General features: G+C 72.5%; 13 protein-coding genes. 7 read left to right on the top strand and 6 right to left on the bottom strand.

Translation table 11 applies throughout. The features are described from left to right. Positions 1-12: 12 nt before the first annotated feature. Together IEZ13_RS06835 and IEZ13_RS06830 are read right to left on the bottom strand one after the other, a co-directional pair. Positions 13-4,980 (bottom strand): alpha-(1->3)-arabinofuranosyltransferase domain-containing protein, encoded by a 4,968-nt coding sequence (locus IEZ13_RS06835; protein ID WP_183217907.1) that lies wholly within the window; start codon positions 4,978-4,980, stop codon positions 13-15. Then, positions 4,977-6,686 carry a substrate-binding domain-containing protein gene (locus IEZ13_RS06830; protein WP_183217905.1) on the bottom strand — a complete coding sequence of 570 codons (1,710 nt, stop codon included), beginning with the start codon at positions 6,684-6,686 and terminating at the stop codon, positions 4,977-4,979. Before IEZ13_RS06830 ends, IEZ13_RS06835 begins: the two co-directional genes overlap by 4 nt. A gap of 104 nt (positions 6,687-6,790) precedes the next feature. Here IEZ13_RS06830 and IEZ13_RS06825 point away from each other — a divergent pair, with 104 nt between their 5' ends. Continuing rightward, on the top strand, positions 6,791-7,972 hold the full coding sequence (locus tag IEZ13_RS06825) for a glycosyltransferase family 4 protein (RefSeq protein ID WP_183217903.1): 1,182 nt from the start codon (positions 6,791-6,793) through the stop codon (positions 7,970-7,972). A 66-nt stretch (positions 7,973-8,038) separates the two neighbouring features. Here IEZ13_RS06825 and IEZ13_RS06820 read toward each other — a convergent pair whose 3' ends face one another. From IEZ13_RS06820 to IEZ13_RS06805, 4 genes are read right to left on the bottom strand one after another with little or no spacing between them, the layout of a single operon-like run. Next, the gene (locus tag IEZ13_RS06820) at positions 8,039-8,206 is read right to left on the bottom strand and encodes a hypothetical protein (RefSeq protein ID WP_183217900.1); all 168 of its coding nucleotides are present in this window, start codon (positions 8,204-8,206) and stop codon (positions 8,039-8,041) included. 45 nt (positions 8,207-8,251) lie between these two features. Then, positions 8,252-9,946, bottom strand: coding sequence for an MmpA family trehalose lipid delivery protein (locus IEZ13_RS06815; RefSeq protein ID WP_183217898.1), 1,695 nt, complete (start codon positions 9,944-9,946; stop codon positions 8,252-8,254). Further along, a complete protein-coding gene (locus IEZ13_RS06810; RefSeq protein WP_183217896.1) occupies positions 9,943-11,757 on the bottom strand; it encodes a hypothetical protein in 1,815 nt (604 codons plus the stop codon). Before IEZ13_RS06810 ends, IEZ13_RS06815 begins: the two co-directional genes overlap by 4 nt. Further along, the gene (locus IEZ13_RS06805; RefSeq protein WP_183217894.1) at positions 11,754-12,509 is read right to left on the bottom strand and encodes an FkbM family methyltransferase; all 756 of its coding nucleotides are present in this window, start codon (positions 12,507-12,509) and stop codon (positions 11,754-11,756) included. Before IEZ13_RS06805 ends, IEZ13_RS06810 begins: the two co-directional genes overlap by 4 nt. A 101-nt stretch (positions 12,510-12,610) precedes the next feature. On the opposite strand from IEZ13_RS06805, the gene IEZ13_RS06800 reads away from it, so the two are divergent. The 6 genes from IEZ13_RS06800 to IEZ13_RS06775 all read left to right on the top strand — a co-directional run bounded on the left by IEZ13_RS06800 (position 12,611) and on the right by IEZ13_RS06775 (position 19,635). Then, positions 12,611-13,816 carry a nucleotide sugar dehydrogenase gene (locus IEZ13_RS06800; protein ID WP_183217892.1) on the top strand — a complete coding sequence of 402 codons (1,206 nt, stop codon included), beginning with the start codon at positions 12,611-12,613 and terminating at the stop codon, positions 13,814-13,816. Continuing rightward, the gene (locus tag IEZ13_RS06795; RefSeq protein ID WP_183217890.1) at positions 13,813-14,598 is read left to right on the top strand and encodes a glycosyltransferase family 2 protein; all 786 of its coding nucleotides are present in this window, start codon (positions 13,813-13,815) and stop codon (positions 14,596-14,598) included. The genes IEZ13_RS06800 and IEZ13_RS06795 overlap by 4 nt, the downstream gene beginning before the upstream one ends. Next, complete coding sequence (locus IEZ13_RS06790; protein ID WP_183217888.1) at positions 14,595-15,617, top strand: NAD-dependent epimerase/dehydratase family protein; 1,023 nt, start codon at positions 14,595-14,597, stop codon at positions 15,615-15,617. Before IEZ13_RS06795 ends, IEZ13_RS06790 begins: the two co-directional genes overlap by 4 nt. Next, positions 15,581-16,843: a polysaccharide biosynthesis protein gene (locus tag IEZ13_RS06785; protein ID WP_183217886.1), complete on the top strand. Its 1,263-nt coding sequence runs from the start codon at positions 15,581-15,583 to the stop codon at positions 16,841-16,843. The genes IEZ13_RS06790 and IEZ13_RS06785 overlap by 37 nt, the downstream gene beginning before the upstream one ends. A 96-nt stretch (positions 16,844-16,939) precedes the next feature. Beyond that, positions 16,940-18,457, top strand: coding sequence for a peroxidase family protein (locus IEZ13_RS06780; protein ID WP_183217884.1), 1,518 nt, complete (start codon positions 16,940-16,942; stop codon positions 18,455-18,457). Between the two features lie 65 nt (positions 18,458-18,522). After that, positions 18,523-19,635: an AI-2E family transporter gene (locus IEZ13_RS06775; protein ID WP_183217882.1), complete on the top strand. Its 1,113-nt coding sequence runs from the start codon at positions 18,523-18,525 to the stop codon at positions 19,633-19,635. The last annotated feature ends 39 nt before the right edge of the window (positions 19,636-19,674 follow it).

Below are 19,674 nucleotides of genomic sequence, written 5' to 3'. Positions count from 1 at the left end.
TGCAGGAGGTTACTAGAGAGTCACATCAGGAAGCGAGACCCCCGCCACATCTTCCTGAACGGTTGTTGAAACGGACTCGCCCTCGCGCCGCAGCACGACGGTGAAATTCCATGTGAGGAACTCCCGCAGCACCGGCACCGAGGCGACCCACTGGGCCCACCAGGGGTGATACCTCGGGATCACATCGACCACCGTGACGGCTCCGGCACGGCGGGCGGCCCGGGTCCAGCGCATCATCCGTGCGGCGCTGACCGGGAAAAGCGTCTCCATGAACCGGTTCTTCGGCTCGTGACCGTGAACCCGCAGGTAGCGGCGCCGGGCCCGGTCGCCGCCGAACCAGTGCCGGAACGGTCCGGTCTCGTGACCGCCGTGCGGAGACCACCACGGCGTGAAGGACACGAAGACGGTGCCGCCCGGCCGGGTCACCCGGACCATCTCGTCGAGCATCGCCTCCGGGTCGTCGACGTGCTCCAGCACGTTCGACGAGTAGCAGACGTCCAGGGAGCCGGTCCGGATCGGCAGGGCGGTGCCGCTGCCACGGACCATCCCGCTCACCTTGGCGCCGGCCGCCGCGAAGTCGCCGACCGCCGGGTCGAGGCCGAAGTACGCCGCCCCGGCCCGCTCGAACTCGGCGTTGAAGTAGCCGGGGCCACCGCCGACGTCCAGCACCGTGGCGCCGTTCAGGTCGGCGTAGGCGCCGAGCTGGCGTACCGAGTCCTCGGCCAGCAGCGAGTAGAACCGGTCCGGGTCGGACTGCTCGACCAGGAACGTCCGGAACAGGCGGACCGACCGGCCGAGCGTCGCCCGGTGTGGGTCGGTTTCCACGTCGTGCACTGAGATCTCCTGTTCCCGGTGTCCGGCCGACGGCGCGGCCGCCGCCGCCACCGCACAGACCGCCGCCAGCATCGCCAACTGCACGCCGAGGTCGTACGCCCACTCCTGGCCGTGCCCGAGCAGACGCCCGGAGACCGCCACCCCGATGGCCGTGGCGACACTCGCGAAAGCGAGCCCGGGCAGTATCCCGGGCCGCAGTTGCCGCACGATGAGCGCCGCCAGCAGCAGCGTCGCTCCGGCCACGCCACCGAGCACGACCACCAGCGCCATCAGCGGCACGAGCATCCACCAGCCCCCACCGGGGACCGCCGTGAACACCCGAGCCTGCGGACGGGCCACCGCAACGGCACGCCGGCGCACCGGTAGCAGCGCGAGCAGCACGACCAGCAGGACGCAGCCGGCTCCGGCCGCGAGACCGGTACGGTACGGCTCGTCCGGGGTGAACCGCAAGATCACCGTGCCGCCGGATCCCTCCGGGAGCACGAACGCCTGCTGCCAGCCGTCGACCCGGAGCGGGCGCAGCTTCTCGCCGTTCAGCACGGCGGTCCAGCCGGCGTTGTGGTTCTCGGTCACCACCAGCAGCGACGCCGCGCCGGCCGCGACCGTGAGGGTGCGCCGGGTGGGCTGCCAGGACTCGATGGTCACGGCCCGCGGAGTGACCGCCGGAACGGCGATCGTGGTCCCGTCCGGCACCAGCGTCGCCGAGTCGATCACGAAGGCCGCCGACGGGGTGGTACGCAGGTGCTGGTCGCCCTTGGCGAGCTGGACCGACTCGGTGGCGAAGTCGTCGCAGACCGCCACGCTCATCGGGCGGCCGGCGCGGACGTCGCCGAGCGTGCCGGACACCGCGGTCGGATAGGCGCGGCCGCCGATCTCCACGGCCGGCCCGGTGCCGCACGGCGCCTTGAGCGGGGTCCGGTCGGTGGCCGCGGTGAGCAGCCCGGCCAGCGCGGGCACCTCGATCTCGGCGATCCCGGCGGGCGCCGCCCAGCCCTGGCCGCGCGGGTCGGCGATCACCTTGCGCGTGCCGGTGACCACGACCTCGACCCGGTTCGTGGTGACCGGCGGGAACGTGACCAGGCCGTCGGCGCCGACCTCGGCGGCCGTCTCCTTGCCGCCCGCCCGGATCAGCACCTGGGTGGGCACGGCGGCGGCCGGCGCCTCGGGGACGGCCAGCCGGATCCGGTCCAGGCGGCGCGCGCCGGTCCAGGACAGGGCCAGCGTGGGGTTCTCGTCGGTCGGCTCGGCCAGCCAGGCGGTGGCCGGGTCGCCGTCGATCGCGGCGTGCGCGCCGGCCGTGACGTCGCCGGTCAGTACCGTCGACGCGGTGGCGGTGACCGGCAGGGCCAGCGGGACGTTCGCTCCCGGCCGCACCACGGCGGTCATCCGCAGGTCGTAGGCGGCGTCCACCGGCGTGGTGAAGTACCGGTCGATGCCGAGCGGCTCCTCGCCCTGCCGGGCCAGGAACTGGTCACAGTGGATCGCGCCACCCGCCTCGGTGGAGGCCGGGAAGCAGGCGCCGCGCTGCTGGATGGCCCGTTCGAAGGAGTAGGCCGGCGGGACGGCCGACACGATGTCGGCGGGCGTCTGCAGGCCCCGCTCCGCGGCCAGGCCGGGGATGCCCAGCTCACGCAGGGCGACGCCGCCCTCGTAGCCCTGGCGCAGAGCGAGCACGGTGACGCGTACGCCGGTGGTGAGGCCGGGCAGCGTGGAGAGGGTGTGCGGGCCCGGGGTGGCCGGCACCGGCCGGTCCACGATGCCCTGGTCGGTGGTGAGCCGGACCAGGGCGACCGGGGCCGAGATCCGCAGGTCGTCGGAGAAGTCGACGGTGACGGCGGTGACCCGTTTCGCGGTGCCCAGTTCGACGTCGATCCACTGTCCGGCGCCCAACTGGTACGGGTCGGACCGCCACACCGTCGCCGGATCCCCGTCGAGGGCCGCGAACGGCAGCCCGGACGGGTCGGTGGCGCCGATCGAGTCGGCGAAGCTCGCGCTGCTGGACGCCTGGACCGAACGGATGCCCTGGTAGGCGGCGACCGTCTGGTGGCCCTTCGCGGCGAACGGCAGCAGGTCGCTGCGGACCCGGCCCTGCCGGGTCTTCTCGTCCTCGGTGAGGGTCTGGCTGACGTTGTCGCGCATCCGGCCGATGTTCAGCTCGCGGCGGCGCAGCCCGTCGGTGACGATCGGCCGGGCCTTCGACTCGCCCTCGGCCAGGCCCAGGTCGCCGTCCGCCTCGCCGGCCAGCACGGTCGGCTGGGCGCCGTCGATCAGGCCCTGTTCCAGGATGCCGAGCAGCGACTCGGGGCCGCCGCTGACCACCGGCACGTCGGTGATCGCGGTGGCGGACACCTGCGAGACCGTCCGGTCCACCTCGTAGATCTCGATGGCCGGCACCGACACCCCGGTGTCGACCGGGCTGGGGCTCGCGCCGCCCGCGCCCACCAGCGGGCCGAACTGGGCGACCGGCTTCAGGCCGGCCGACCCGGCCAGCGCCCGGCGGATCACCGCGATCGGCGGGGCGCCCGCGGCGGACCGGTCCAGGTCGTGCCGGACCAGCAGGTAGCGGTAGCCGGAGCGGGCCAGGAAGGGGGCCAGCGCCGCCGAGCCGCGGCCCTGTTCGAGGACCGACTCGACGACGTCCATCACCCGGATGTTGCCCTCCGAGCCGAGTGGGATCTGGTGCCGGGTCGACCAGGGCGCCCCGGCCAGCGGCTGGATCGGCTCGTCGACGGTCCGGCCCCAGGTGTGCTGGGCGAAGCCGGAACCCGGCAGGAGCAGGGTGCGGGCCTGGTCGTCCTGGTCGCTGAGCCAGGTGGTGGCGTTGCGCCAGTACGACGGGATCTCGGACCAGCCCGGCCCGGGGCGCAGCAGCAGCGTCCAGGCGGGCAGCGCGGCGACTGCCAGGAGCACGGCGACGACCGGGGCGGCCGGCATCCGCAGCCGCCAGGACCGACGCAGTCGCAGGGCCTGGCTCGCGGCGTACGCCAGCCCGAGCGCCAGCGGCAGCCGCAGGTTGGGTTCGAACTTGTGCACGTTGCGCAGCGGGGCGAGCGGGCCGTCCAGCAGCTCACGCATCATCGGCGCGAGCGGGCTGTCCAGGGTGCCGACGTAGCCCATGGTGAGCAGGGTGAGGCCGGTCAGCGCGCCGAGCACCAGGAACCGCCGCTCGGGCAGCCCGCGCAGCGCCAGGCCGGTCAGCGCGACCGCCGCGACCAGCGCCGTGACGGCCATCAGCACCGGGTTGTCGACGAGCGTCCAGCCGGCCGGCCACCACGGCTCGCCCTGGACGATGTAGCCGCTCCACTGGTTGGTGCCGCGGGTCGCCTGGAACAGCGAGGTGATCGCGGTGGTGGTGGCGGACGACTCGATGTAGTCCAGGAACGGCAGGCTGTACTGGCCGAACAGCAGCAGCGGGATGATCCACCACAGGGTGGCGCCCAGCACCGCCACGCTCCACCAGGCGATCAGCTTGAGCAGGCGCCGGTCCCAGCGCCGGGTGATCAGGTAGAGGCCGGGCAGCACCAGGGCCATCACCACGGCGGCCGCGTTGATGCCGCCCATGCAGAGCACGGCCAGGCCGGAGAGCGCGGCGGCCCGGCGGGGCGACCCGATCCGGCCCACCCGCACCAGCGGCAGCAGCACCCAGGGCACCATGACCACGGGCAGCATCTCGGAGGAGAGCGGGCCGATCTCGGTGAGCATCCGGGGCGCCAGCGCGTAGGCCAGGGCGCCCAGCACCCGGCCGGTGTCGGAGCCGATGCGCATGGCCCGGGCCAGCAGCAGGGTCCCGAGGTAGGCGGCGCAGAGCAGCAGAGCGCACCAGAGCCGCTGGGTGAGCCACGGCGGCAGGCCCAGCAGGTCGCCGGCCGCGAAGAACGGGCCCATCGGGAACAGGTAGCCGTACGCCTGCTGCTGGAGCTCGCCGGAGGTGGCCCACGGGTTCCACAGATGCAGGGCACGGGACATGAAGCCGATCGGGTTCTCGGCCAGGTCCAGCTTGGTGTCGAAGGTGGTCCGGCCCGGCCGCTGCAGGAACGCCAGCGCGATGAGCAGCAGGGTGCCGCCGATCGCCAGCAGGTGACGGCGCGGACCGATCGTCGGTGGGGTGGACACGGGGGTGCTCCGCTCCCGGAGAACGGCGGTCATCGGCGGCACTCCGGGGGCAGGCAGCTGAATTCGGCGAGCGCAGTGTAGAAGATCTGCCGGATTCCGGAAGGCTTGTCGGTGAGGGCGACCTGCCCGCCGGTGGCCTTCGCGATCTGGTTCAGCTCACTCTTGTCGATCTCCGGGCCGACGCCGATGAACAGGATCGGCAGCGGTCGCTTCCGGTCCACCAGTTCGCCCAGCTCACGGAGCAGTTCGGCGCGCTTGACGCCGCTGGCGTTGTCGTCGCGGCCGTCGGTCAGGATCAGCACCATGTTGATCCGGCCGGCCGTCCAGTTACGGGTGGCGTCGCGGTAGGCGGCCAAGGCGGTGTCGTACAGGCCGGTGTGACCGCCCTCCTCGACCTCCATCTTGCCGACCTTGCGGATGATCTCGTCGCGGCGCGGCCCGATCGGCCCGACCGGCACCAGCTCGCGGTAGTCGCGCTTGCCGTCCAGGTCGGTGGAGAACTCCCAGACGCCCAGCTCGGTGGTGGGCAGCAGTAGCTGCACGCCGTCCTGGGCGGCCTTCACGGTGGCCTGCATCCGGGTCTCGGTGGAGCCGGGCACCACCTCGGCCATCGAGCCGGAGATGTCGAAGACGGCCAGCATGCGGGCGCTGATGTGCACCCCGCCCCAGGTGTTGAGCAGGGTCTCGGCGTCACCCTCGGCGGGCAGCGCGGCCGGCGGGTAGCCGGTGGAGCGGACCTTGGTGGCGGCCGGGATGCCCTCCGGGGCGGCGCCGTCCGGGGTGCGCAGGCCGTGCCCGGTGACGGCGGCGGCGCCGTCCGCGGCGAGCAGGGCGCGCAGCAGGGCGGTGGCCGACTCGCGGGCCTGTTCGGCGGCGGTGAGCACGGCGTACGGGTAGTCCGGGCCGGGCACCGCGGCGGCCGGGTAGACGGCCACCTGCCGTCTGCCGCCCGCGTCCGCGAACAGCACCTGCTGCTCGGTGCTGACCACCGCGGTCTCCTTCGCTCCGGGCCCGACCGGGTCGGGGGCGGCCTCACCGGCGGTCGGCACGGTGTAACGCGCCAGCCGCCGCATGATCGCGACCGTGGTGGGTGCGTGGTTCTTGGCGACGGCCTTGACACCGACCAGGGCGCCGAAGCCGAGCGGGCTGGTCGCCGGGTCGGGCAGCGCCACCGGGACCGGCAGCCGCGCGGCGCCGACCAGGCGCTGCCAGGCCAGGCCGCCCTTGCGGTTCTGGAGCCGGGTCGCGGTCTTCTCGTCGAGGGACAGCACCACCGGGGTGGTGGCCACCGACACCCCCTCGGCGGGGACCTGGAAGGCGCCGATCGCACGGGCCCGGCGCAGCCAGAGGGTCGACTCGGGCACCCAGACGTCGGGCGCCTCGGCCACGGCCGCGGCGGCGGCGCTCGCGGAGGCCGACGGCGAGGCGGCGAGCGGGTCCACGATGTCCGGAGCGGTCCGGGCGACGGCCCGCAGCACCTCGGCCGACTCACGTTCCTCGACCACCAGGTCCAGGCAGCGGTCACGGGCGGAGAGCCGCGCCGCGATCTGGCGAACCGGCGGCGCGATGCTCGGCGCCGCCGCGACCCGTAGCGAGGTCCGCTCGGCGCAGTCCGGATCGCTTCTGGTTCGATCGAGATATGTAAATCCGGACCACCCGGCCAGAACCGCGATCAACGTGATGCTCAGCATCATGACCGGCCAGAACTCCGGTCGCGCGCGGAGGCTTCCCTCGCTCACGCGCCTCCTCCCGTTGTGGTGCGACCGTTGCGGTGGCTCCCTGAGCTGCCCTACTGTGACGCGACCGCGAATCGTACTCGCTAGTAGGGGTGGCAGAGTAGACCATGACGGAGCTCAGCGGCGGTCACGTCCTGTTCCTCAACTGGCGTGACACCAAGCACCCCGAGGGGGGCGGCTCGGAGCTGTTCCTCGACCGGGTGGCCGCGGAATTCGTCCGCGGGGGTTACCTGGTGACCCTGCTCTGCCAGGCGCACGGCAACGCTCCGGCGGAGGAGACTACTCCAGACGGAGTGCGGATAATCCGCCGAGGTGGACGACACACGGTCTACCTGCTCGCCGCGATCACCTACCTGATCGGCCTGCTCGGCATCGGCCCACTGGCCCGCCGCCGGCTCGGCCGACCGGACCTGATCATCGACGTGGGCAACGGCATCCCGTTCCTCAGCCGCCTGTACGCGCGGGTCCCGGTGATCGCCCTGGTCCACCACGTGCACCGGGAACAGTGGCCGGTCGTCTTCGGCCCGCGGCTGGCCCGGGTCGGCTGGTGGATCGAGTCCCGGCTGGCCGTCCGGGTCTACCGCGACTGTCAGTACGTGACGGTCTCCGAGTCGACCCGCGAAGAGCTCGTCGGCCTGGGCGTCGACCGGCACCGGATCGCGGTCGTGCACAACGGCACCCCCGAGGTCACCGAGCCGCCGGCTCCGCGTACCCCGCATCCGAGCCTCATGGTGCTGGGCCGCCTGGTGCCGCACAAGCGGGTCGAGTTCGCCCTGCGGGCGACCGCCCTGCTGGCTCTGGAGCTGCCGGGGGTCGAGCTGGTGGTGGCCGGGCAGGGCTGGTGGGACGAGCCGCTGCGGCAGCTCACCGAGGACCTGGGCATCGAGGAGCGGGTGCGGTTCACCGGCTTCGTCTCCGAACAGGAGAAGCACGAGCTGCTCTGCGGCTCCTGGCTGCTGCTGGCGCCCTCGCTCAAGGAGGGCTGGGGCCTGACGATCGTCGAGGCCGGGGTCCGGGGCACGCCGTCGGTGGCGTTCCGGTCGGCCGGCGGGGTCGCCGACGCCATGGTGGACGGGGAGACCGGCGTGCTCGTCGAGAACGAGTACGACTTCTTCCTCCAGGTCCGGGCGCTGCTGCTGGACGCCGTCCGGCGCGGCGGGATGGGCGCCGCCGCGGCCGTGCACGCCAAGCAGTTCACCTGGGAGAACGCGGGCGAGACCTTCGGCAAGGTGGTGGCCCGGCAGCTGTCCGGTGAGGAGCCCGCCCCGGTGGACCAGCGGGTGGCCTGAGAAACCCCCGGCACACGAGAAAGCCGGCCGGTTCCCGAGGGAACCGGCCGGCTTTCCGTTTGCCGTTCAGCGAACGCCGTAGACCGCGTCACCCTGCTTCGGGTCTTTGTTGCTGCTGACGCTGGCGACGGTGTCGGCCGACGGGTTCGCGGCACCGACCGCCGCGACGACGCCGACGATGCCGAGGATGCCCCCGGCAAACGTCGCGATGACGAACGTGGCCAGTTTGGCCATGATCTTTCCTCCCCGGAGTCGTGGGTGCGCGGACCGTATCACGATCTACTGCCCAGTAGCACTAGGGAGAGCGGTTGATCGGCTTCTTCTCCGCAGTAGAACAATCGCGCCGACCAGCACCATCGCGGCCAGCAGGTGGGCGGCCAGGGCCGCGGCCCGCCGGCCCGGATCGGCCGACCGGACAACGGCCGGAGTCGATGGGTTCTCCCAGAGTTGGAGATACCGGCCGTCGTACACCAGCCGGAGCCCGGCGAGCACGCTCGCGTCCGGCTCGCCGCTTCCCCGCCGGACCAGGACCCAGTGGGTGCCGATCTCGGCGGCCGGGCGGCCGGCGGCCAGGACCGCGGCTGCCGCGGCGGCCCGGGGGCTCTCCCCGTCGACCAGGACCGGGCCGACCCGCAGCGCGTCGTTGATCAGCACCGGCACGTCCAGGTAGCGGGGCGCCGGGTCGCGCACCACGACACCGTCGGTCCAGGCGTACCGCTGGTAGCCCTCGAACGGCAGCGACAGCACCTCGCCGGGGGCGGCCTCCACCCGGGCCCGCACGGCCGCCCAGTCGGCCGGGTAGCGCACCGGGCGCAGTGCCCCGCCGACGCCCCAGGCCAGGTCGGGCAGTGCCACCAGGGGCAGCAGCAGGGCGGCGGCCAGCAGGATCCGGCCGGCGGTGGGCTCGAAGCGGGCCGCCAGGCGGTCGGCGAGCCGTTCCACGCCGAGGGCGAAGCACAGGGCCAGCGCCAGGGCGTACGGGATCAGGAACTTCTGGCCGTCGCGCAGCAGCCCGGCGCCGGGCACGTGCACGACCAGCCACTCCAGCAGGGTGACGCCCGGGCCCACCACCCCGGCCACGGCCAGCAGGAACCCGCCGGCGGCCAGGATCAGCAGCCGCCCGGCGACGTCCGGCAGCCGGCGCCGCAGCTCGCCCACACCGGCGGCGGCGGCGATCAGGATCAGCAGGGTGACCAGCGGGGCCAGCACGGTCGCCCGGCTGGCCGGGACGGTCTGGCCGTTCCAGATGCCGCCGGTCCCGAGCAGTGCCACCACCGGGCCGGCCCAGTTCTCCGCGCGGGCCGCGAACTGCGCCACGCCCTCCGGGTCACTGGCCCCGCCGGCCGCGCTGACCACGGAGGAGACCAGCCAGGGCGCGTTCAGGGCGGCCACCGCCGCGAGGGCGGCCATCGTGCGCCGGCTCCGCAGCGGGAGCAGCACCGCCACGGTGACCAGCGCGATCAGGCCGCCGGTCGGGGTCACCGCGGCGGGCGCGGCCGCGAGCACCAGCCGGGGCAGCGCGTTCGGGCGCCCGGCGCGCACGTCGCGCGCCGTCTTCACCAGCCAGGGCATCATCGCGTACGCGAGAAGCAGCGCCCACTGGCCCAGGAGCAGACGTTCGGCCAGGAACGGCGTCCAGGCGTACCCGACAGCGGCCACCACCCGGGGCAGTGTCCGTTCGGAGGGCAGCAGCCGGGCGGCGCCGAGCGCGGCCAGGTAGATCACCGCGACCAGCGCGACCCGCTGCAACAGCCAGCCGGGCACGGCCAGGTTGGCCAGCGCCACCACGGCGTCCAGCGGGACGGCCCGGGGCAGGGCGTCGGCCGGGGCGATCATCTCCCAGCTCAGCGCCTGCCGTGGGACGAACACCATGTCGTAGCGCAGCGCGTACCCGGGCATGGCCAGCGGCGCGAGGACCACCGCGGTGACCGCCGCCGCGACCGCGTGCGGGACGAGGCGGGGCCGCACGCTCATCCCACCGGCTGCGGCACCAGCGCGCCGATGTCGATCTCGTCGGTGCACAGGTTGGCCGCCGGATCGTCGACCTTCAGCTCGGCCTCGTCGCCCTCGACCAGCATCAGCAGGAACATCGCGTTGAGGCCGCGGTGGATGTCGAAGGTGCGCGGCACGTGCCGGCCGACCTGGATGCTGGCGCTGGTGTCCCGGTCGCTGAGGTAGCTGATCCGCACCACCTGCCAGTAGTCCTGCACCGGGCCGTCCAGCTCGATCGTGACCGGCTTGCCACCGGTGGCCCGGTAGCCGCAGCCGGCGACCGGGCCCGGCTTCGCGGAGACCCCGTCCACCCAGGCCGGGCGGACGTGCCCGGCCTCGTCGAAGATCGACAGCCGGCGGGCCTCGGTGACGAAGATCGGCGGCTTCTCCAGCGGGCCGAAGAACTTCGACTGCATGTTCCACGGGTACGACATGCTCGGCACCACCGCCTCCGGAACCGGCTGGTCCATGAAGACCGTGCCGGCCTCGGCGGCGGCCAGGTCGGCCTCCGCGGTGCTCAGGTAGTCGCGGCCGATCTTGTGCCGCCACTCGGCGTCGAAGCCCACGCCGCTGTAGACGCTGCTGGCGATCAGCACGACCAGGGCCACGAACCACAGCTGGCCGGATTTCCGGTCCGGTGGCTCCGGGGTGTCGTCGACGGCCCGCAGGCCGCACACCGCGACGCCGACGCAGAGGGCGGCCAGCGGCAGGACGTCACCGAGGTAGCGGGGCACCAGACCGGCCACGCCGCTGAGCGCCGAGCCGAGCCGAGTGGCCGCGATCAGGCCGCCGGCCAGGGCGGTGAAGACGACGAGCAGGCTCCACGCCCGGACCGCGACCCACCGGCGCCACCAGACGGTGCCGACCACCAGGATCGCGGTCAGCGCCCAGGACACCCAGACGGCGGCCGGTTGCGGGGCGACCACCGGCGTGCCGTCGCCGGCGCCCAGCCAGGTCCACGGGCCGCCGAACAGGGCAGGGGCCAGGGACTCGCCGAAGAACTGGGCGAAGAAGGCGCCCACCTCGGCCGCCGACGACGGGCGGCGCAGCGTCGAGCCGGAGGTCGACATGCCCAGGTAAGCGGCGAGGTAGACCAGGGCGACCGCGGTCAGCACGGCCCACGACTTCCACCAGCGGCGGATCGTGGTGAACACGGCGCGCAGCGGGCCGCCCGGCGCGTACAGGAACAGGGTCACCAGGAAGACCATCGGGATGGCGAACAGCGCCTTCTCGAAGAAGAACATCCCGAACAGCACGGCGGCTCCGAGCGCCACGAGGTGCCGGTTCTCGCCGGTGCGCACGTAGCGGACCTGGGCGCCGATCGCCAGGATCATGGCCAGCTGCATGGGCAGCAGGTTGACCCCGACCGCCCACCAGGCGGTGACCTCGAGGGTCAGCGGGTTGAAGAGGAAGAGCGTCAGCGGTACGAGCAGCGCCCACCCGGCCGGCAGCATGAGCCGCAGCAGACGGTAGAAGGTGATGCCGACGGCCAGTTGGCCGATCATCATCAGGGCGGCGTACGGCCAGTACTCGTACCCGGTCATCCGCTCGGCGATCCACACGATGAGCCGGCCGCCCGGCATCAGGTGGTTGTTGTAGAGCGAGAGCAGGTGGCCCGGGGTGAGCCCGGACGCGTCGGCCTGCGACAGGATCGGGAAGTCGTCGATCGTCAGGTAGCCACGCCGGGTGATCAGCGCCCGCCACGCCACGCTCGCGGCGATCAGCACCGCGGCGACGGCGTGGACCGGGTCGATCCGCCAGGCCCGGGTCGCGGGCACGGCGGCCGTGGTCACTCCGGCTCCGGGCGGAAGAGCAGCATGTTGACGTAGCGCGGCTCGGGCCGGATGACCCGCCGCACGAAGCTCTGGTCGATCCGGGCGAGCGCGCCCTTCTGGTGGGTGAGCAGGTCGAAGCTCTCCAGCGGCAGCCACTCGCGGCCCGGCATCACGAAGGCCCGGTAACCCCAGCCGGCGAGCAGGTCGAGCACCGGCTGGATCGGCTGGATCCGCTCCTCCAGCTCGACGATCAGCAACGGCCGGTCCCGCTTGATCGTCTGCTCGGCGCCGAGCAGGGCCGGCATCTCGTGGCCCTCGACGTCCAGCTTCATGAATCCGACACCGGTCAGCTCGAGCGAGTCGATGGTGATCCGCTGGACCGTCGCGGTCGGGCCGTCACCGTGCTCGACCGACGAGGTTCCCGCCCCGGGGCCGCCGGTCGGCAGGAACAATTGGGCCGTGCCGGGATGGTCCGAGGCCACCGCCTCGATCACCCGAACGTCCGGGAAGGCGCCGGCCACATGGCGGGCCAGCTCCGGCACCGGTTCGACGGAAACCACCCGGTCGGCGATCCTGCGCAGCCCGCGGGTCCACGGGCCGTACCAGGCCCCGACGTCGACCGCGGTGGCGCAGTGCGGCGCGTAGGACGCTAGCCGGGCGAGCTCCGGCTCGACCCTCGGATAAGCGGTGCGCACCGCGGCCGCGACGGCGCGGGCGGGGAGCAGCGCGGCGATCCGCGAGCTCAGTGTGGTGGTCGGCGTGCCTGCCATGGTGACGAACGATAGCCCCTTCGCTACGCATGGGTAGACCCGAGGTTGACTCACGAGTAACCTGCCTCTACGCCAGAGCCTGGCGGGGATTGTGAGGCGAAATGACCGAGGTAGATGAGGCCCTCGGCGTGGACGTCTGCGTGGTCGGCGGGTGTGGCCGGGTGGGCCTCCCGCTGGGTATCGCACTCGCCGCGCGGGGTCTCTCCGTGGTGCTGTACGACATCGACGAGACCGCTGTCGCGCGGGTGAACTCCGGTGACATGCCGTTCGCCGAGGAGGGCGCCGCCGGGCCGCTGGCCGAGGCGCTCGCCGCCGGCCGGTTGCGGGCCAGCACCTCACCCGCGAGCGTCGGGCTGGCCGACGCCCTGGTCGTGGTCGTGGGCACCCCGGTCGACGAGCACCTCAACCCGGACCTCGGCGCGGTTCCGCGGGCCATCGAGCGCTGCGTGGAGCACCTGCACGACGGTCAGCTCATCGTCCTGCGCAGCACGGTCTACCCGGGCGTGACGGCGCTGACCGAGAAGCTGCTGAACAGCCGCGGGCTCCAGGTGGACGTGGCCTTCTGCCCCGAGCGGATCGCCGAGGGCCGGGCCATGACCGAGCTCTTCACGCTGCCGCAGATCGTCGCCGCGCGTACCCCTGAGGCTCTGGACCGTGCGGAGCGGTTGTTCCGCAACCTGACCGACTCGATCGTCCGGCTGGAGCCGGAGGAGGCCGAGCTCGCCAAGCTGTTCACCAACACCTGGCGCTACCTCAAGTTCGCGGCGGCCAACCAGTTCTGGATGATGGCCAACGACTTCGGCCTCGACTTCGCCCGGATCCGGCACGCCGTGTCGTTCGACTACCCGCGCGCGGCCGACCTGCCGATGCCGGGCTTCGCGGCCGGGCCGTGCCTGCTCAAGGACACCATGCAGCTGGCCGCGTTCAACCGGAACAACTTCGTGCTCGGCCACTCGGCGATGCTGATCAACGAGGGTCTGCCGCTGTACCTGGTGTCCCGGCTGGAGGACCGCTTCGACCTCGGTGAGCTGAGCGTCGGCATCCTGGGCATGGCGTTCAAGGGCGGCAGCGACGACTCGCGGGACAGCCTGGCGTACAAGCTGCGGAAGATCCTGACGCTGAAGGCGCGGGAGACCCTCTGCACCGACCCGTACGTCCAGGACGACCGGTTCCTTCCGCTCGACGACGTCCTCAAACGGGCCGATCTCCTGGTCATCGCCTCACCCCACCCCGACTATGCCGATCTCGACACCGACAAACCGGTGATCGACATGTGGGGCCTGACCGGAACGGGGGTGCGGGTGTGACGCCACGGATCTCGGTGGTCATCCCGGTCTACAACGAGGGGCCGGAGGTGGTCCGCCACCTGGAGCGGATCCTGCGCGAGGTGCTGCTGCCCGCGGAGGTGCTGGTCGTGCACGACATGCCCGAGGACACCACGGTGCCGTTCGTGCACGAGCTGGCCCGGACCGATCCGCGGGTGCGGGCCGTGCTGAACACGTACGGCCGGGGCCCGGCCAACGCCATCCGGTTCGGCATCGACGCGGCGCGCGCCCCGGTGGCGGTCGTGACGATGGCCGACGGCTGCGACGACCCGCGGCAGATCGACGACCTGGCCCGGCTGGTGGACCGCGGCGTGGTGGTCGCGGCGGCGTCCCGCTACATGCCCGGCGGGCAGCAGGTGGGCGGGCCGCGGTTCAAGCGGATGGCGTCGCGGTGGGCCGGGAAGACGCTGAGCATGTTCGCCCGGGTCGGCACCCGGGACGCCACGAACAGCTTCAAGGCGTACGACACCGACTTCGTCCGCGAGGTCGGCATCGAGTCGAACACCGGTTTCGAGATCGGCATCGAGCTGACCGCGAAGGCGACCCGCCTGCGCCGCCCGGTGGCCGAGCTCCCCACGATCTGGCTCGACCGGCAGCTCGGGGAGTCGCACTTCGACGTGGGCCGGTTCATGCCGAGTTACCTGCGCTGGTACTTTTTCGCGTTCGGCCGGCGCATGTCGGACGAGCAGATGGCCGCCCGCTGGGCGGACAAGAGGCCCGTTCCCGCTCCGGCGGACTTTGACAGGGAGGACACGCCCGCATGAAGGTGCTGGTCACCGGCTCGGCCGGGTTCATCGGCGGATATCTGGTCGAGGAGCTGCTGGGCCGCGGGCACGAGGTCGTCGGGCTCGACAACTTCTCGAAGTACGGGCCGGTGTCGCACAGCTACGACGACCACCCCAACTACCGGTTCACCGAGGGCGACGCCCGGGACACCGAGCTGGTCACGAAGCTGCTGGAGGGCTGCGACCACTTCGTCGCCGGCGCCGCCATGATCGGCGGGATCTCCTACTTCCACGCGTACGCGTACGACCTGCTCGCCACCAACGAGCGGATCATGGCGGCCTCCTGCGACGCGGCGATCAAGGCGCACCAGGCCGGGACGCTGAAGAAGATGACGTACGTGTCGTCGTCGATGGTCTTCGAGTCCACCGACCGCTGGCCCAGCCGCGAGGGCGACCAGCACGAGGTGCCGCCGCCCAGGTCGTCCTACGGTTTCCAGAAGCTGGCCGTGGAGTACTACGCCCGCGCCGCCTGGGACCAGTACCGGCTGCCGTACACGATCGTCCGGCCGTTCAACTGCGTCGGCATCGGCGAGGGCCGGGCGCTCGGCTCCACCGAGGTGATGTCCGGCAACGTCAAGCTGGCCATGTCGCACGTCGTCCCGGACCTGGTGCAGAAGGTGCTGAAGGGTCAGGACCCGCTGCACATCCTGGGCGCCGGCGACCAGGTGCGGCACTACACCTACGGCGGGGACCTGGCCCGCGGCATCGCCACCGCGATCGAGCACGAGGCCGCCCTCAACGAGGACTTCAACCTCTCGACCGCCGAGTCGACCACCGTGCTCCAGCTGGCCGAGGTGATCTGGCGCAAGATCAAAGGCCCGGACACCCCTTTCCGGTACGTCAGTGACGAGCCGTTCGCACACGACGTCGCGATGCGCGTGCCGGACGTCGCGAAGTCCCGCGAGGTGCTCGGCTTCAGCGCCGACACCGGCCTCGACACGATGCTGGACGAGGTGATCCCATGGATCAGGCAGGCGGTCGAGGACGGACGGCTGTAGCGGCTCCGGCCGGCGGCACGGCCCGGCGGATCGGCGCCGGGGCGGCCGCGGTCGCGATCGCCAGCGCGGTCGCCAGCGCTCTGGGCTACCTCGTCCCGGTGCTCGGCGCCCGTACCCTCGAAGCCTCTGACCTCGGCGCGCTCGCGACCGTGCTGGCCATCGCCGGCATCGCGGCCGTGCCCAGCATGGGCCTGCAGATCGCGGTGGCCGTGCACCGGGCCCGGCAGCCCGGCGCCGGAGCGCAGCGGGCCGGATGGCTCACCGCGGCCGCGTGCACCGCCCTGGTCGCCCTGCTCGCCCCGGTGGCCGGCCCGCTGCTCGACGTGCCGGCCACGGTGATCCTGCTGCTGGCCGTCTACACCGGCGCGATCGTGGCGGCCGGCCGCTGGCTCGGTGAGCTCCAGGGCGACGAGCGGTTCCTGCTCCTCGCCGTGGGCATGGCCGTGCAGGCCGTCGGCCGGTACGGCGGTCTGAGCGCCGGGCTGCTGCTGGGCGCCGGGCTGACCGGGTCGATGCTGATCGGCACCGCCACCGCCCTGCTGATCCCGGTCGCGCTGATCCTGCTGACCCGCTCCTCCGCGGGCACGTCCACCGGGCTCGGCATCACCGCGAGGCAGGTGTTCACCGCCTGTTCGGCCACCCTCGCGATGCTCGTGGTCTCCTACGCCGACCTGCTGCTGGCCCGCGCGCTGCTGCCGGCCGCCGCCTCGGGCGCGTACGCGGTCGGCACGGTTCTCACCAAGGGCGCGATCTGGGCGCCCCAGGTGGTCACCGTGCTCGCGCTCCCCCGGCTCGCGCACGGCAGCAGGCGCGCCCTGCTCGTCGCGGTCGGGCTGGTCACCGCGTCCGGCGCGGTCCTGGTGACCGCGTCCGCGCTGGCCGGTGGGCTGGCGTTCGGGGCGGCCGGCGGCCCGGACTACGCCGGACTGGGCCGGTACGCGCCGGTCTTCGCCGCCACCGGCGCCCTCTACGCGCTGGTGTTCGTGCTGGTCAACGCACAGGTGGCGGCCGGAACACGATGGCCGGCGGCGCCCATGTGGGCGGGCTGCGTGGTGCTGGTCGCGGCCACTGCCGTGGTGCCGCACACATTCACCGCGATCATGTGGTGTGCCACCGGAACCGCCCTCCTGGTGCTCGTGGCGACCGCGTTGATGCCCAACGTCGCGGGGCGGCACGGGTTGCGGCCGTCTCCCCCGTCCGGCGCAAAGGCTCCCGAGTCGGATTAAGCCGTCCAGTCGGTATTAGTCGTGCGGTGTCCTTTCACGTCGCAATCGACCCGTGTGCGTGGCTACCTTCCTGGCACCTCGGCAGAAGGAGCACACATGGCTGACAGCAACATCGACCGGCGCACCCTGCTCGCCGGCACCGCAGCGGGCGCGGTCGCGGCGACCGTGGGCACCACCGGCGTCGCGGCGACGGCCGCGGCCGCCGCGCCGGGCGCTCCCGGCGCGCCGAACGACTGGAAACACGCGAGCGCCGGCACCCGGGGCAGCGAGATCGCGGTCAAGGCCGGCCGCGACAAAGAGGGCCGCTTCGGCATCATGTTCAAGAACACCGAGGCGTACGCTCCGCCGGAGGACCTGCTGCGGAGCCTCGCCGCGCAGATGGGCGAGCCCACCACACCGAACCCGACCGACCTGGACAACCCGCGCATCCCCGCCGGGTTCACGTTCCTCGGCCAGTTCATCGACCACGACATGACGCTGGACCGGACCCCGCTGGCGGAGGCGCAGGCGGACCCGCTGGCGCTGACCAACTTCGACACCCCGGTGTTCGACCTCGGCTCGCTCTACGGTCGGGGCCCGGCCCAGGACCCCGATCTGTACGAGGCCGACGGTCTCCGGATGAAGATCGTCCGCAACGCCAACGGCGTCGACGACCTGCCCCGCCGGGCCGACGGCAGCGCCATCCTCGGCGACGCCCGCAACGACGAGAACCTGATCGTCGCGCAGCTCCACCTGGCCTTCGCCAAGTTCCACAACCGAGTGCTGTCCGAGGGACTGGCGACCAGCCTGGCCGAGGCGCAGCGGATCACCCGCTGGCACTTCCAGTGGGTCATCATCCACGACTTCCTCGACAAGGTCGCCGGCTCCGAGGTGGTCGGCCGCTACCTCAACAACAAGGGCCAGGTAAAGCGGGAGTTCTACAAGCCGAAGAACCCCAACCGGCCGATGATGCCGATCGAGTACTCGGTCGCGGCCTACCGCTTCGGGCACAGCATGATCCGGGCCGGGTACCTGCTCAACACGCGTACCACCCCGCCCGGCGCGGCCGCCATCTTCGGCCAGGAGGGCGCCGACCTGCGCGGCAACCGGCCGCTGCCGGCCCGACTCGAGATCGACTGGTGGCACTTCTTCGACGTGCCCGGCCGGCCCGCCGCGCCCCGCAACGCCGCCCGCCGGATCGACGGCAAGCTCTCCCTGCCGCTGTTCAACATGCCCGCCACGGTGGTCAACGACGGCACCCCGTCGCTGGCCGAGCGCAACCTGATCCGCGGTGTCCGGCTGGGCCTGCCCGCCGGCCAGGACGTCGCGAGCCGGATGGGCGTCACCCCGCTCACCAACGCCCAGCTCGGCCTGCCCGACCCGGACAACGCCGGCTGGCAGGGCAAGGCCCCGCTCTGGTTCTACATCCTCAAGGAGGCCGAGCTCACCCACGCGGGCGAGCGGCTCGGCCCGGTAGGCGGCCGGATCGTCACCGAGGTCATCCTCGGCATCCTGGAGGCCGACAAGGAGGGCTTCCTCAAGCGGAAGCCGGACTTCCGGCCGACCACGCCGATCGCCCCGGCCACCGGCCAGTTCAAGGCCGGCGACTTCCTCAAGTTCGCACTGAACCTCTGACCCTCCCCCACGGGACCGCACGCCTCGGCGCGCGGTCCCGTGCGCCGGGTCCCTAGGGTGATCACATGGGACCCGGTTTGAATTCCAGGAAGGCGCGAGGCGCGCTGCGCACATCGGCGAGCATCTCACTCCAGATGCTGCTGGTCCTGCTCGCCACCTGGGTGACGCTCTGGCTGCTCGGCAAGGCCTGGCCGGTGATCTGGCCGGTGGTCATCGCCCTGCTGCTCACCACGCTGACCTGGCCCCCGGTCCGCTTCCTGCGCCGGCACAGGTGGCCGCCCGCGCTCGCCGCCACCCTGGTCATGCTGCTCTTCCTGGTCGTCGCGATCGGCACGCTGGTCGGCATCGCGGTGCCGGTCGGCGCCAAGTCCGGCGAGCTGGCCGACCAGGTGGTCGCCGGCATCGCCGAACTGCGCGACTGGGCCGCCGGGCCACCGCTGAACATCAGCGACGACCAGGCCAACGAGTACCTGAACACCGCGGTCGACAAGCTCCAGGCGAGCGTCGGCAGCATCGCCACGGCCACCCTGAACGGCGTCGGCTCGTTCTTCAACGGCCTGGTCAACACGATCATCGCGCTGTTCCTGATGTTCTTCTTCCTCAAGGACGGGCCGCGCTTCCTGCCCTGGCTCAGCCGCCAACTGCCGGGCCGGCTCGCCACCGACGTACCCGCGGTCGCCGGCCGCAGCTGGGACGCCCTCGGCTCGTTCGTCCGCTCGCAGGCCCTGGTCGGCATGATCGACGCGGTGCTGATCGGCATCGGACTGTTCGTGCTCGGGGTGGACCTGTGGCTGCCCCTGGCCGTGCTCACCTTCGTGACCGCGTTCGTGCCGATCGTCGGCGCGCTCTTCGCCGGCTTCGTCGCGGTGGTCATCACCTTCGTCACCAACGGCGGGACCGACGCGCTCATCGTGCTGGCCATCATCGTCGCGGTGCAGCAACTGGAGGGCAACGTCCTCCAGCCGATGGTGCAGAGCCGCGGGCTCGGCCTGCACGCCGGGGTGGTGCTGCTCGCGGTCACCCTGGGCAGCAGCCTTTACGGGATCGTCGGGGCGCTGCTCGCCGTACCGGTCGCCGCCATGCTCGCGGTGTTCTGGAACTACCTACGGGAACAACTCGCCGACCGGCCCGCCGTCGTCCCCGAACCACGAACCGCGGAATCGGCGACCGTCGATTAACTAGGCGCCGCGGGCTAGAGTGTGGCCCGTGAGGGCCGG

The organism is Actinoplanes campanulatus, from assembly GCF_014647795.1.
GTDB classification, from domain to species: domain Bacteria; phylum Actinomycetota; class Actinomycetes; order Mycobacteriales; family Micromonosporaceae; genus Actinoplanes; species Actinoplanes campanulatus.
Note: the sequence above shows the minus strand (reverse complement) of the source record. Positions and strands in the feature narration are given on the sequence as shown.